We start from the raw sequence: 13,668 nt of genomic DNA, 5'->3' as shown, positions 1-13,668 counted from the left end.
TTTAACGTATAAGTGTTTACATTATATTACTCAGATTTGGTGCTGGCTATATAATTATGCAAGAAAACCTAACATGACTAGGGGTTATTTGTAAAATATGCTGTTCGCCATCTGCTGAAAACCAGTATTTCTGCATAGAAAAAACCCGGAGGATACCCGCCGGGCTAAAGAGTGTTACCCCTCTGCTCTCTATAGTTCCTGTATGCCTTGCTTCTCTCTCTATCCTCAGGCTGAACACCTCTTAGATCAGAGTGAACTCCTGCTCTACTGCTTTCTCTACCGTGAAGTACTCTTCCCCAAGAGCTTCGGCCACGGCCTGGCAGGTGATTTTTCCGTTAGCTACGTTGACACCGCTCTTCAGTCCGGCGTTGTCTTCGATAGCCTGGAATACACCCTTATTCGCTATTTGCAGTGCATAAGGAACGGTTACGTTGGTTAATGCAATGGTCGAGGTTTTGGCTACAGCTCCCGGCATATTGGCTACGGAATAGTGCAGGACGCCGTGCTTCTCAAATACCGGATTATCATGGGTGGTTACGCGGTCAATCGTTTCGACGATGCCGCCCTGGTCGATCGCCACGTCGACGATGACGGAGCCCGGCTTCATCGCTTTGACCATCTCCTCCGTTACAAGCTTAGGTGCTTTAGCACCCGGAATCAGTACCGCACCCACCAGCAGATCAGCTTCCGCGACAGCTTTGGCAATGTTATACGGATTAGAGATCAGTGTGCTGATCTGCGAGCCAAAAATATCATCCAGCTGGCGCAGTCTGTCTGCGCTCAGGTCGATAATGGTTACTTCTGCACCAAGGCCAATCGCCATTTTTGCTGCGTTTGTGCCGACTACACCGCCGCCGATAATGCTGACCTTGCCTCTGCTGACGCCGGGAACACCGGAGAGCAGAATGCCTTGTCCGCCGTAATTTTTTTGCAGAAATTGTGCACCCAGTTGCACAGACATCCGTCCGGCCACTTCACTCATTGGTGTAAGCAGCGGCAGTGTGCGGCCGTCTACAACCGTTTCGTAGCCGATAGCGAATACCCCTTTATCTTTCAGTGCTGCGGCAAGTGCAGGCTCTGGTGCAAGGTGGAGATAAGTGAACAGGATCAGGCCCGGACGGAAGTAGCCGTATTCGCTTTCCAGCGGCTCCTTAACCTTCATGACCATCTCAGCGGCAGCCCATACAGCAGCGGCGTCAGCAATGAGCTCAGCACCGGCTGCGGCATATGCTTCATTCGGAAATCCGCTGCCGCCTCCGGCTCCGGCTTCCACCAGCACTTTATGTCCTTCAGCTATCAGGCTGACAACACCTGCAGGGGTAATCGCTACACGGTTCTCGTTATTCTTGATCTCTTTAGGTACGCCAATAATCATTGTTAATCGCTCCCGTCTTATGTGGTTCTCTTATGTAAAGAATCATAACATGCGGTTCTCTATAGCATTTTGGGTAAAAAGAAAAACATTATCTGCCATGATTGTGTTTTTACACAATGAGATAAATCCGGCCAATTCAGGCTATCCGGCACATGAAAAAGGACACCGCAGCCGGTGCCCTTCCCTCTATATTCTCTCAGACGTAATGTTTAATAACACCATTAGCCCCTCAGCACCGACAGCACGGTTTCCAGGACGACATTTACACCCTTTTCACAATCCGCATAGGAGGTAAGCTCTTCTTCACAATGGCTTTTGCCGTTTACGCTGGGCACAAAGATCATTGCCGACGGCAGGAATCCGGCTACGAACTGGGCATCATGGCCTGCTCCGCTGGCTATTGTCCGGCGGGAATAACCCAGTGTGACCGCTGCCTGCTCCACAAGACCGCATATATGCGGATCGAACCAGACTGTATCGCGGCCCCACAGCTTACTTGTATGAACCGTACATTCCAGCAGCTCTTCCGGCAGGCCGTTAATGATTGCCTCCACTTCACGGACGATATCCATATCCTTATGCCGCGCTTCCACCGTAAAAATCACCTTGTTCGGGATAACGGTGTGAATATTCGGCAGCACATTCATCCGCCCCATCGTATATACCAGTCCAGAATCAAGCTTGCCCAGCTTCGCCCGCAGTTCAGTAATAATATCTGCAGCCGCGAACAGCGCATCCTTGCGCATCTCCATCGGCGTCGTTCCGGCATGGTCTGATTCGCCCGTCACTTCAATCTCGTAGCAGGCCATACCGACTACGCAGTCCACCAGCCCGATTGTAAGCTGCTCACGCTCAAGGACCGGTCCCTGCTCAATATGCAGCTCCAGATAAGCTGCCGCCTCTGTTATCCGGTTCTCTGCCTCTCCGGCATAGCCGCTGGCAAGCAGCGCCTGCTCAAAGGTCGTCCCTTCCGGGTCCTTTTTCTGCAGCATGGCTGCCTTGTCGAACTTGCCCGACAGTACGCCGGAGGCCATCATTGAAGGCTCAAAGCGTGCTCCTTCCTCATTGGTAAAGTTCATAACCGTTACCGGCAGGCGCGGGGTAATACCGTGGTCAACCAGTGTTCTTGCCACCTCGAGCCCGGCGATTACGCCCAGTACCCCATCGAATCTGCCGCCCTTCTTCACCGTATCCAGATGGGAGCCGATGACTACAGGCGGGCCAGCCTCCCTGCCGGCAAGCGTGGCATACATATTGCCCATGTCATCGGTCTTTACTGTCATGCCCAGCTCTTCACAGCAGGAACGGAAATAATTACGCACCAGCACATCCTGCTCTGACAGCGACAGCCGCGTTACCCCGTTCTGATCCGTGCGCCCAAAATCCGCAAAGGCTTCAATGGTATTCCTCAGCCTCTCGCCATTTACCAATAGCTGCTGCATTTGCATGTTATATTCCCCTCCGCTTCTGACGATCATGGTACTATTGCTTTCTCTATATGTTATACCAATGGCATTTTTAGTCACTGTACAGTCTGTAATAATGTTTTTCGGGAAATATTCACGTTCTGTTAGAACACAGCGGAAGAGTTTGGTAGAATATGAGCTGCCACGAAGTGAAAACACGATGAACACTACAATGAAAATGGAAGGGGATTTAACACATGAACACTATACTGCGCAGCGGGGAAGCCGAGGCGGTCATTAACTCTCTGGGCGCTGAGCTGATCAGCTTCAGGCTGCTGGCTACCGGCAATGAATATATCTGGAGCGGAGACGCAGCATTCTGGACAGGCCGTTCTCCGGTGCTGTTCCCGATTATCGGGGCAGCCCGCGGCGGTGAGATCCGCAGTGGCGGCAACACCTACACTATCTCCAATCACGGCTTTGCCAGACGCAGTGAATTCACACTGGTTGAAGCTACTGATACCCAGGCCGTTTTCCGGCTGTCCCAGAACAAGCAGACTTTAGCCAGCTATCCGTATGCATTCAGCCTGGAGCTCACCTACATCCTGAGCGGCAGCACGCTCGAGATCAGCTACCGTGTCGAGAATACGGATGAGCAGGATATTTTCTTCCAGCTCGGTACCCATCCGGCCTTCAACTGCCCGCTGGACGGGCAGGGCGATATCACCGACAATTACCTTGAATTCTCTGAATCAGAGCAGCTGGACCGTCTGTTCCTGAATGATGCGGGTCTCATCATCAGCGGCAAAAGCACGTCTGTACTGGATAATGAACAGCGTCTGCCCCTCTCCCACGAACTGTTTCTGGAAGGGGCGCTGATTTTTCAGGGCGTTCAATCAAAGACGGTTACGCTGAAAAGCAAGCTTACAGACAAAAGCGTGGCCGTCACTTCCGGGGGCTTCCCTGATCTTGGCCTATGGCAGCCGAAGAACGCGCCGTTCGTGTGCATCGAGCCCTGGCAGGGCATCGCGGACGAAGAGGATTTCACGGGGAATCTGCAGGACAAGACCGGCATAATCACCCTTCCGCAGGGCGGGCATTTCAACAGCTCGCTGAAGATCGAAATCCGCTAAATCTTTGCTTTTCTCCGAAATTCAAGAGCGCTCTGAGCAGCCGAAAATGGCGCTCCGGCGCTCTTTTTTGCAATAAACGAAGCAGTTATAAGTAAACTAAAGTAGTATATACAATCTTTTAACTCAGATAGTAATATAATTACAAATCATTGTGCCGAGTTAAAAATGTACTATAGCGCAATCTTGTTGACACTTCTGTCTCTGGCCCAGTCATCCGTTATTTTGAAAGGAAGTGATTGTTGCATGAAACCGGAGATAAGCATCATTGTGCCTATCTATAAAGTTGAAATGTACTTACGTAAATGTGTCGATTCCATCCTCGCACAGACCTTCAGAGACTTCGAACTGATTCTTGTAAACGATGGCTCTCCTGACAATTGCGGCGAAATCTGCGAACGTTATAAAGAGCTCGACTCCCGGGTTAAGGTCATCCACAAACAGAACGGCGGACTGTCTGACGCGCGTAATTACGGCATTGATATTGCCGAAGGGAAATATATCGGCTTTGTAGACAGCGACGACTGGATTGAACCCGATATGTATGAGGCTCTGCACGGCTTGATCACCGCCCATGATGCAGACATTGCCGTGTGCGGCCATACCGAGGTTGAAGACGATGTGTATATGGATAAGGAATTCTCCCATGAAGTCCGTGTCTACAATAATGAAGAAGCCTTCAAAAAGCTGCTGGAAGATACCGAGATCAAGAATCTGGCCTGGGATAAGCTGTATAAGGCGGAGCTGTTCGCAAAGGTAAGGTATCCGGTCGGCAAATATTTCGAGGACATGTTCGCGACCTATAAGCTGTTTATGCAGGCCGGGAAGGTCGTTTCCCTGGATTCGCCCAAATATTTGTATCTGCGCAGAGGCGACAGTATCACAGGCAAGATGACTAACCGGAAATACTATGACCGGATCTGTGCCTGGCGCGAACTGTATGAGGATATTAAATTCATGAATTATCCAGAGGCTATAGAAAAATCATTGGCCCGGAACGTCACTGAAGGGATTGAGCTGTGCAATCTGCAGATGATTTCCGGAGATAACAATGCCAATAAAGAATATATCGCAGAGCTGGGCAGCTTTTTCAGCAAAAATCTTAAAGCGGTAATGCGCAATAGAAGCATCAGCAAGCAGATGAAGCTAGCCACTTTACTTATCTTAACAAGCTCCAACACCTATAGAGTCCTGTATCAATCCAAACTTCGTGTGAAGGGAAGTAACCTGACATGACCAATATTATTCATAAGATGCTGCCGCTGTCCTTCCGTAATTATGTGAGCAATAATGAATTTTACCGTTATTTCCGAGGCTATATGGCTAATAGAGACCTGTACAGGAATAAATCAAAGGCCATCTTTGTAGTCGGCTCTCCGGAGCATGATAATCTCGGCGACCATGCCATAACGATGGCTCAGATGAATTTTCTCCAGAAGGCGTTTCCCGATTTTATGCTGATAGAGATTGTAGCTGACAGGCTGACCTCCAATTGGAAATGCCTTATGGAGTATTCTACCCCTGACGATATCTTCGCACTCCAGGGCGGCGGAAATTTCGGCATCGAATATTTTAGAGAAGAAGAAGTGCGCAGAAGAATCATCAGTAATTTCCCCAATAACAAAATCATCCTTTTCCCTCAAACCATCTACTTTGGTGATACCGAGCTAGGCCGCAAGGAGTTCAAAAAAACACAAACCCTCTACAGCGCCCACAAGGATCTGACTCTCGTAGCCAGAGAAAAGACATCGTATGAGATTATGAGGGAAAACTTCAAGAACAACGATGTTCTGCTGACTCCGGACATTGTAATGTCGCTGGATATTACCGAGCCGCAAAAAGCGCGCAGCGGAGCCCTTATGTGTATCCGGGCGGATAAGGAAAGCATCTTTAACGAAGCGGAAAAGAAAACAATCCATACCAGCGTTTCGCAGGCTTTTGACAAGCTGACTTATTCGGACACCTGCATCGAACGCTATATCCCGGTTGAAGAACGCGAGCATGAGCTGTATACGCTATGGAACCAGTTCAAAGAGGCGGAAATCGTCGTTACAGACCGGCTGCACGGGATGATTTTTGCGGCAATCACCTCCACTCCTTGTATCGCGCTCGGCAATTATAACTACAAGGTTGTAGGCAGCTACGAATGGATCAAGCATCTCGGCTATATTAAATTCACGAGCGATATTAATGATATACCGGCCTTGCTTGAGGAGCTTAGCGAGATCCCGGCTCCGCGGTACAACAATGATTTCTCCACCCGGCATTATAACCAGATCACTCAAGCCATATCGGCCGGAAAAGATAAATTCTCTTCTTCATCCACCGTAACCGCGTAGAGCATCCACCATGACATTTTCTGTAGCGAGGAAGCGATGTACCCTTGAAAACCAATATTAAACTTGCTGCGATTATAACCTATCTCTCCGTCTTTCTCGGTGTCATCATTTCCCTGGGCTCCACACCTTATATCGTTTCAACCCTGGGGAAATCGGAATACGGGCTGTTTTCACTGGTGAACTCGATTATTGCCTATATCGTGCTGCTGGACCTCGGCTTCGGCAGTGCGGTTGTACGGTTCAACTCCAAGTTCATCTCGGAAAATGATACGAGCGGCCAGCGGAACATCAACGGGATGTTTCTGGTGCTCTTCTCGGGAATCGGCCTCCTTGCCCTGCTGGCCAGCCTGATTCTGGTATTTAATTTTGATTCGATTTTTACCAGCCTCACTGAGTCTGAGCTCAGCATTCTCAAAACCATATTCATTATCGCAGCGGTCAATGTGGCAATCTCATTTCCGATGAATATTTACAGCTCCATTATTACCGCCTACGAACGCTTTGTATATCTCAAAATCATCAATCTGCTGAGAGTTGTTATTTCCCCGGCGATGATGGTACTGGTGCTGATTATGGGACTCAGATCGGTCGGTATGGTCTCCGTTGCGCTCGGGCTTAACATTGCTATCGGACTGACCAACTATATTGTCTGCCGGTACAAGATGAAGATGGTTGTGAAATTCAGTACGTTTGACTCCAAGCTGTTCAAGGAAGTATTCAGCTATTCTTCCTACATCCTGCTGTCATCCATTGCCTTTCAGCTGTATACGAATGCCGATCCTCTGATCATCGGTATGTTCCTGGGCGCTACTCCGATTGCGATTTATGCGATTTCGACCCAGCTGAACACGTACATTATGAATTTCTCCAATGTGCTGTCCAGCTTTTATCTGCCCAAGCTTACCAAAATGATTGTCAAAGGCGCCGATCAGGCCAGGCTGATGGTTGAGCTGGTCCGGATAGGCAGAATTCAGGCCCTGATTGTCGGCTATATTGTCTCAGGCTTTGTACTGTTCGGGCAGGTATTCATTCTGATCTGGCTGGGTGAAGGCTACCGGTATGCGTACACGATTGCGCTGATCATTATCATTCCGCAGATTACTTCGATCGTCCAGTCGCTGTTCGCCACAATGCTGGAGGCGATGAACCGGCACAAGGTCAAGGCCCTTATCTATTTCTCCATCGCTATCCTCAAAATCATCCTGACGCTGCTGTTCATCCGGGTCTGGGGCATCACGGGCTGTGCGATTGCAACTGCTGCCGGTATGATCGTTAATGTAATTCTGAATAATATCTACTATAGATATAAGCTGAAATTCGATATTTTCTATTTCTGGAAGGAGATTATCAAGGTATTTATCCCGGTCGTGCTGCTCGGCGGCGTATGCGGATATCTGCTGACGTATGTGAGTATTAACTCCTACCTCCAGCTGGGCTTGTATGTAATCCTGTATTCCGTGCTGTATGCGGCCACGATGTGGATCTTCAGCATGAATGCGGATGAGAAATCAATCGTCAAGGGTCCGATGCGGAAGGTGGCCTTGCGGAGCCAGACATAGAGTATGCTGTTGCGGACACCCTTAGGGGTGTCTTTTTCTATCGGGGACAAGGAGCTTACGCTGCTGGAGCTGGCGGGAATATTGCTGCCGGAGGGTCCGGACCATTATTAATGCTGTGCTGTTCCGTTCACTACTGTACTTAACTGCACTTTGTGCAACTAAAATGGCCGTAAATGTGCAAAAAGCCCGCTTAATTGTACTTTGTACAACTAAACGGGCTCGAAATGCTGATTTGGGCTGCAATAGGCAGATTTAGTTGCACAGACTGCAGTTATAAGCCGCAGAGGCTGATATTTACTGGCTTTAGCTGTACATTGTGCAGTTATTCAGCTCCAGCATATCAAATTACACTTCACCCAGCAGACGGTCCAGCAGCTCAAATGTCTCTTTAAGCTTGTCCTTAGGTATGCCGCCGTACAGATCGCCGATGCTCAACTCATAGGAGCAGGCGTCTGGTCCGGTCTCCTTCAGCCGTGCAGCAAGGCCTACGCCAGTCTGGTCACTTAGCCGGATCAGAACCGGCTCCATCACAGCCTTGGATAAGGCAAAATGGACATGAAACATATTTGATACCGGCACCTTAGGCAGGGTGGATACCTTACCGCAGCCGTTGAACAGCTCCGCAAGCTCCTTGGCTTCTTCGTAATACCGCCCCATTAGGCCAGCCCGCTGCCGGAAATAGTGTTGAGCCGGGAGGATATACGGGTACAGGCTGATCAGATCGCCGCCGTGCCGCCGCTTCCAGATCTTCGACTCCTCCGTAAAGTCCTCGCTGCCTGCAAGGATTGCTCCGGCGATACCGCCGATGCCTTTATATAAGGAAACATATACACTGTCAAACAGCGCGCAGACCTCTGCAGCTGTCTTACCGTAATAAGGAAGCACCTCAAACAGCCGCGCCCCGTCCAGATGCAGGATGATGCCCTGCTCCCTGCAGTAGGCGGAGATCGCTTCAAGCTCAGCGTATTCCGGCAGCTGGCCGCCGATCTCGCGCTGCGGCAGCTCCAGCAGCAGACAGGCGATGTCCTCTCCGATGCTGCGGACATCGTCCAGCGTAATCAGGCGGTCCTTGTCCGCCAGCAGAATGGGCTTGATATGATGCAGCTCCTTCAGCCCGTCCTGCTCATGGATTTCCAGATGGCATAACGGATGATAGGCTACAGTCTTCAGCCCCTTGCGGTCAGACCAGATCCGGAGGGCGATCTGCTGGGCCATCGTTCCGCTCGGATAAAACACCGCCGACTCTTTGCCGAGCACCCCGGCCATTTCCGCCTGAAAATCCTCAATGACTTCACCGCTGCCGTACATATCGCTTGCTATGCTGCCATTTATATCAGCAAAGGCATGCTTGAGCACTTCCACATCCCGTTTTCCGTGTCCGGCCAGCTGAATGGAAGCCGAATGATAGGCCTCCAGCAATGTTTTTGGTTCCAGCATAAAGTGTGACTGCTCCCTTCGGGTATACTGTTCATAAGCAATGTTCTAAGATTATAGCATTTTCCGGCAGAAAACCTGATTTTTTTCAAAAAATTCACGGTTTATTCCCGGTATCTAAGGTGAAATAAGTCCTGCGCTGTGCTACAATATTGGAATTGCAAAGGCAATTGCTTAGGGAGGTTTATTACAACACCATGCTTATTATTGGTATCGCCGGCGGGACCGGTTCCGGCAAAACAACGGTAGCCCGCTCCGTTATTAACCGTCTTGGAACAGACAAAGTAACGTTCGTATCCCAGGATAACTACTATAAAGACCACTCCTCTCTCAGCTTCGAGGAACGCGGGGCGATTAACTATGATCATCCGCTGGCTTTTGACACGGAGCTGCTGATTGAGCATCTTCAATGTCTGAAGTCCGGACAAGCAGCTTACGCGCCTGTATATGATTTCACGGTTCATGCCCGGTTTACGGACAAGACCGTCGAGCTTATGCCGAACAATATTGTTATTGTTGAAGGGCTGCATGTGCTGTCCGACGAGAAGCTGCGCGAACAGCTGAACATTAAGGTATTTGTCGATACCGATCCGGATGTGCGGATTATGCGCCGGGTCCTGCGCGACATTGAAGAACGCGGACGGACCATCCGTTCGATTCACACACAGTACTTAACTACTGTGAAGCCGATGCACGAGGCGTTCATCGAGCCGTCGAAGAAATACGCCGACCTTATCATTCCTGAAGGCGGAGAGAACAAAGTCGGCATCGAGCTGTTGTCGGTCCTGACTGCCAAGTACCTCTCTGGTGACCAGCAGTGGAGCGGAAGCTCGCGCTAAATAATAGAGCATACAGGGGCTGTGAGCAATCACGGCCCCTGTTTTTTTTGTACAAAAAAACACCGGCATCGTAAGATACCGGTATCTGTAGAGAATTTTTATAGAAAAATCACCTTAGTCAAGGCTGTTCACGATATTCACAGGTCTCGCCCTTCTTGCAGAGAAGGAGATAGAGTAATCGTAATCTCCTTATCAAAAGGGGTCATCAGGTTAACAAGCACCGCCTTACAGTTATTCTGCAGGTTCGCTTCCCGTACCGATGTTGCCAGATGTCCCGCTTCACCGCCGGTCAGCTCAATCCAGTCCTCCCCGCATTCATAACGGAGGGCTCCGCTGGTCCAGAGATAGCAGTCCTCTCCAAGATCCTTCAGCCCGCCTGATGTAAAGCTGCCTTCATTGCCAAAAATAAAGGACAGCTGGCTCATTACCTCTCCCGGCTCTGCAGCCTGCAGACGCAGCTTCCAGCCAGTACCGGTGCGCTCAGCGTCTACTTCTGCGCGGAAGGTCTGCTCATGGGTCAGCAGACGGCTATGGTGCGGGAGCAGATACCATGGACTGACTGCCGCTCCGGCCGATTCAGGCAGAAGCCCCGTTTCTACCGGCCCGTAATAGCCCTTTTTCTGCTCTCCGGTCAGCCGGTAACCCTGGGGCAGCCTGATCATCTCCTGCATTGGTACATATCCCGGGTTGAAATAAGTGGCCAGCTGCACGGCCAGCAGCCGCACTTGGCCATGGCGCAGCGCAAAAAACGATGGGGTCTCCGTCATTAGCGTTACGCTGGTATCCCCGTCCCGGTAGCGGGTCACCGGAGCTCCGAAATCGGTATGCAGCCGGCTGTGGAAAATCCGACCCTGATGGCCCGCTGCCTCCATGCCTGCAAGATAGCCGTGCCGCAGAAACTCCCCGTTAAGCACGGTTTCGTATTTCACAGGGAGAGCTTCCGCCGCAGGCGGCTGCTGCAGCTCCGGCTCCAGCAGCATCCGTACCAGCACATTCACCGAGCAGACGCCGGGATTGCTGAGCGCCCGGCCGGCCCATTCAGCCATGCCGGCAAATAAGGGATCGTTATCCAGCCGGGCAAGGATAGCATACGGCAGATAATAAGGGGACAGGTCATGCACATGCCCCAGATCCTGCCGCCCGGAGTAATCCGTCACGACCTCACCCGACGGATGAACGAGATAGACCATCATCCGCAGATTCAGACGGACCGGCTCCAGCAGGTCAGGCCGGTCCAGCAGGCGGGCGGCATGGATCAGCATAATATCACTGACTGCGCTGTATATGCCGTTGCTGCGCTCGGTCCACTCCCCGTCCGGCGTAATATCCATGCCTTCCGCCAGCCACTGCTCTGCACGGCGGACGGCTTCAGGCAGTCCGAACAGCTCATGCAGATAAGCGAGCGCAGCACTGATTACCCAGCGGTGATTCGGCGTATGGCCGCCGCCCGTAAGCATAGCGGGAATGGTACGCTCCAGAAACAGCCGCATACTGCCTAGAACAGGCGCGAGCGGCGCCCACTCCTGCCGGGACAGCAGCTGATACAGCTGGGCATAGCCGACAATTACGAAGGCTGTATCCGGCGGGGAATGATAGTTCGTCCAGCCCGGTGAGATCGTGCCGTCAGCATGCTGGCAGCGCAGCACGAATGCCGCAGCCAGCACCAGCCGGCCCAGCAGCTGCTCATCATGGTAATATTTCGAATCAGGATTAACCAGCGCGGCTCCCCAGTAGCACATCTCTGTCGGTGTACCGGTTGTATGATTGACCCAGGCAACGCCGGTGAACGGATCAACCGTCCCTCCGTAATAGCGGCTCTCCGGATCAAGCACCTGCCGGGACAGGCCTTCTTCCACTGCTCTATCGTTGCTGTCCACCAGTTGCTTGTACATTGTCATTCCTCCATGTTAGGCATTTCACATCACGCACCGCAGGCCGATCCGGCATTACAGCCGCTTCAGCTCACTGCGGACACGCTCCGGAATTTCCGTAAACAGCCCGTTCCACGAAACGAACAGCTCCTCCCGGTGTGCATACTCCCAGTTCTCGTAGACACCGGAAGGCGTGAACCGGCAGGTCTGCAGATACTGCCGCACCTTCTGATCTGTCGCTTCATCAGAAGCCAGCAATCCTTGGAAGCAGTCACCGTAGATCAGCCCGTCCGCCCCTGCCGCCTCCTGTGTACAGGCTTCATAGCCCGGCAGCAGCCCGAATATCTCGGTCATGGGCGAGAGTGCATGCTTGCCGGGCTGTACATACAGACTGGCCCGGGTACCGCTAAGATTGGTGCGGCCATGCAGCAGTCCTTTCAGATACTTGCCGTGAAAGCTTGCCTCGACGTCTGCCACCTCACCGTTTCTTCCAATATATACCCACACATGCTCAAGATCGTACAGATGCTGAATATCATAATCGTAATATATCGCGTATTCGATAACAGCCGCTGCTTCCGGCGGGCTGACCTGAAGCCTGCGCCGGAAGGAGGGCGAATCCCCGTCTTCACGCAGGACGGTTATGCCGAAGCGGACCGGGTAGAACGGCTCGTTCTTATCAAACAGCAGGCGGGGAGCATAGGCGGCAGCCAGTCTGCGGTCTTCCCCGCTTAATGCACAGTCTACCTGATTCCAGCCGCAGCCCTCTGTGCTCAGCATCAGAGCGCACCCCGCGCCGCCAGCTTGGCGGTAAGCAGACGATGGCTCTCATGAATGTCTTCAGGCAGGCAAGCCGCCTTCAGTTCATACACCTTAACCCGGGCGCGCTCGATCATCGGCAGATAGGCATCATAGAAATGCATATCCCCGCTGTTCACATAGGGGCACCAATGATCCGAGAGTCCGATGGTTTCGTGGATATGGACGCCGACAATATCATTCATCAGCCCATCCATTTCCCTCACACTGTCGTACAGCCCCATCCGGTCCATCATAATCGCGTGCCCGGTATCATACCAGATACCGACAGGCGCTCCCTTCAGCGCCCGGATCATTCTTTTGGCCTCAGCCAGTGTCGGAATCTGCTGCGGCCGGGAGCGTGTCTCGATACCGAAACGGATGCCGCCGAGTCCCTTTGAAGCTGCCTTGTCACATACTTCATACAGGCTTTCCGTAATGGTCCGCACATATCCGGCACTGTACGCCTCCCGCCGCTCCAGCAGCTCCGCCCATTTACTGCGGTAGGCGGTCGAATCCTTTCCCTCACCGCTATAGAGCTGCTCCAGCTCCTTCGCGATATCATTCGGGAAAGGCACTTCACCGGGATGGACCACTACAGCCTCACCGCCATAACGCTGCGCATATTCGGCAGAACGGACCAGAAGGTCGATAGCCCGTTTCCGTTTCTCCTTATCCTCGAAGCCGAGCAGCACCGAATCCGTGCCGTAATCAGGGTCCGAAATATGGGGGAAGGTATTGTGGACACTGGAGATGCCGATCTCCCCCCGCTCGATCATCGGTTCAATCGTTAACAGCATCTCTTCGGTCACATTATAGTTCAGCTCCACCCTGCGGAAGCCAAGCCCGCGGATTTCCTGCAGCAGGCCTTCTCCCGTTGTGTGGCGTTTCATATTCCAGCAGGTTGAGAATGAAAA

11 protein-coding genes are annotated in these 13,668 nt (G+C 51.8%); 5 read left to right on the top strand and 6 right to left on the bottom strand.

The annotated features are described in order from the left end of the window. Positions 1-241: 241 nt before the first annotated feature. On the bottom strand, positions 242-1,375 hold the full coding sequence (gene ald, locus R70331_RS01160; protein WP_042172131.1) for an alanine dehydrogenase: 1,134 nt from the start codon (positions 1,373-1,375) through the stop codon (positions 242-244). 221 nt (positions 1,376-1,596) lie between these two features. Then, a complete protein-coding gene (locus R70331_RS01155; protein ID WP_042172129.1) occupies positions 1,597-2,823 on the bottom strand; it encodes a Zn-dependent hydrolase in 1,227 nt (408 codons plus the stop codon). Between the two features lie 215 nt (positions 2,824-3,038). Between R70331_RS01155 and R70331_RS01150 the strand changes: the two genes are divergently transcribed. The 4 genes from R70331_RS01150 to R70331_RS01135 all read left to right on the top strand — a co-directional run bounded on the left by R70331_RS01150 (position 3,039) and on the right by R70331_RS01135 (position 7,809). Further along, positions 3,039-3,914: an aldose 1-epimerase family protein gene (locus tag R70331_RS01150; RefSeq protein WP_042172127.1), complete on the top strand. Its 876-nt coding sequence runs from the start codon at positions 3,039-3,041 to the stop codon at positions 3,912-3,914. A 243-nt stretch (positions 3,915-4,157) separates the two neighbouring features. After that, positions 4,158-5,147 carry a glycosyltransferase family 2 protein gene (locus R70331_RS01145; protein WP_042172126.1) on the top strand — a complete coding sequence of 330 codons (990 nt, stop codon included), beginning with the start codon at positions 4,158-4,160 and terminating at the stop codon, positions 5,145-5,147. After that, positions 5,144-6,250, top strand: a complete 1,107-nt coding sequence (locus R70331_RS01140; protein ID WP_052418866.1) for a polysaccharide pyruvyl transferase family protein — start codon at positions 5,144-5,146, stop codon at positions 6,248-6,250. The genes R70331_RS01145 and R70331_RS01140 overlap by 4 nt, the downstream gene beginning before the upstream one ends. Positions 6,251-6,294: 44 nt before the next feature. Continuing rightward, positions 6,295-7,809, top strand: a complete 1,515-nt coding sequence (locus R70331_RS01135) for an oligosaccharide flippase family protein (RefSeq protein ID WP_042172124.1) — start codon at positions 6,295-6,297, stop codon at positions 7,807-7,809. Positions 7,810-8,154: 345 nt separating this feature from the next. On the opposite strand, the gene R70331_RS01130 is transcribed toward R70331_RS01135, so the two are convergent. Continuing rightward, on the bottom strand, positions 8,155-9,246 hold the full coding sequence (locus R70331_RS01130) for a threonine aldolase family protein (RefSeq protein WP_042172121.1): 1,092 nt from the start codon (positions 9,244-9,246) through the stop codon (positions 8,155-8,157). 194 nt (positions 9,247-9,440) lie between these two features. Here R70331_RS01130 and udk point away from each other — a divergent pair, with 194 nt between their 5' ends. Beyond that, the gene (gene udk / locus R70331_RS01125) at positions 9,441-10,082 is read left to right on the top strand and encodes a uridine kinase (RefSeq protein WP_042172119.1); all 642 of its coding nucleotides are present in this window, start codon (positions 9,441-9,443) and stop codon (positions 10,080-10,082) included. Positions 10,083-10,219: 137 nt separating this feature from the next. Here the strand turns inward: udk and R70331_RS01120 are convergent, their stop codons facing one another. The 3 genes from R70331_RS01120 to R70331_RS01110 are packed head-to-tail and all read right to left on the bottom strand — an operon-like array spanning position 10,220 to position 13,644. Further along, entirely contained in the window at positions 10,220-11,974 is a 1,755-nt protein-coding gene (locus R70331_RS01120) for a hypothetical protein (protein WP_042172117.1), read from the bottom strand. Positions 11,975-12,028: 54 nt separating this feature from the next. After that, positions 12,029-12,733, bottom strand: a complete 705-nt coding sequence (locus tag R70331_RS01115) for a hypothetical protein (RefSeq protein ID WP_042172115.1) — start codon at positions 12,731-12,733, stop codon at positions 12,029-12,031. Beyond that, positions 12,733-13,644, bottom strand: coding sequence for a sugar phosphate isomerase/epimerase family protein (locus tag R70331_RS01110; protein WP_042181977.1), 912 nt, complete (start codon positions 13,642-13,644; stop codon positions 12,733-12,735). The genes R70331_RS01115 and R70331_RS01110 overlap by 1 nt, the downstream gene beginning before the upstream one ends. Between the last annotated feature and the right edge of the window lie 24 nt (positions 13,645-13,668).

The sequence above is a fragment of the Paenibacillus sp. FSL R7-0331 genome, from assembly GCF_000758645.1.
In the GTDB taxonomy this organism is placed as follows: domain Bacteria; phylum Bacillota; class Bacilli; order Paenibacillales; family Paenibacillaceae; genus Paenibacillus_AQ; species Paenibacillus_AQ camerounensis.
This window is presented reverse-complemented; position numbering and strand designations above follow the sequence as displayed.

What these genes read in the sequence shown, in the direction of transcription:
- ald (WP_042172131.1), bottom strand. Translation starts at nt 1,375, where the DNA reads ATGATTATTGGCGTACCTAAAGAGATCAAGAATAACGAGAACCGTGTA.
- R70331_RS01155 (WP_042172129.1), bottom strand. Translation starts at nt 2,823, where the DNA reads ATGCAAATGCAGCAGCTATTGGTAAATGGCGAGAGGCTGAGGAATACC.
- R70331_RS01150 (WP_042172127.1), top strand. Translation starts at nt 3,039, where the DNA reads ATGAACACTATACTGCGCAGCGGGGAAGCCGAGGCGGTCATTAACTCT.
- R70331_RS01145 (WP_042172126.1), top strand. Translation starts at nt 4,158, where the DNA reads ATGAAACCGGAGATAAGCATCATTGTGCCTATCTATAAAGTTGAAATG.
- R70331_RS01140 (WP_052418866.1), top strand. Translation starts at nt 5,144, where the DNA reads ATGACCAATATTATTCATAAGATGCTGCCGCTGTCCTTCCGTAATTAT.
- R70331_RS01130 (WP_042172121.1), bottom strand. Translation starts at nt 9,246, where the DNA reads ATGCTGGAACCAAAAACATTGCTGGAGGCCTATCATTCGGCTTCCATT.
- udk (WP_042172119.1), top strand. Translation starts at nt 9,441, where the DNA reads ATGCTTATTATTGGTATCGCCGGCGGGACCGGTTCCGGCAAAACAACG.
- R70331_RS01120 (WP_042172117.1), bottom strand. Translation starts at nt 11,974, where the DNA reads ATGTACAAGCAACTGGTGGACAGCAACGATAGAGCAGTGGAAGAAGGC.
- R70331_RS01115 (WP_042172115.1), bottom strand. Translation starts at nt 12,733, where the DNA reads ATGCTGAGCACAGAGGGCTGCGGCTGGAATCAGGTAGACTGTGCATTA.
- R70331_RS01110 (WP_042181977.1), bottom strand. Translation starts at nt 13,644, where the DNA reads ATGAAACGCCACACAACGGGAGAAGGCCTGCTGCAGGAAATCCGCGGG.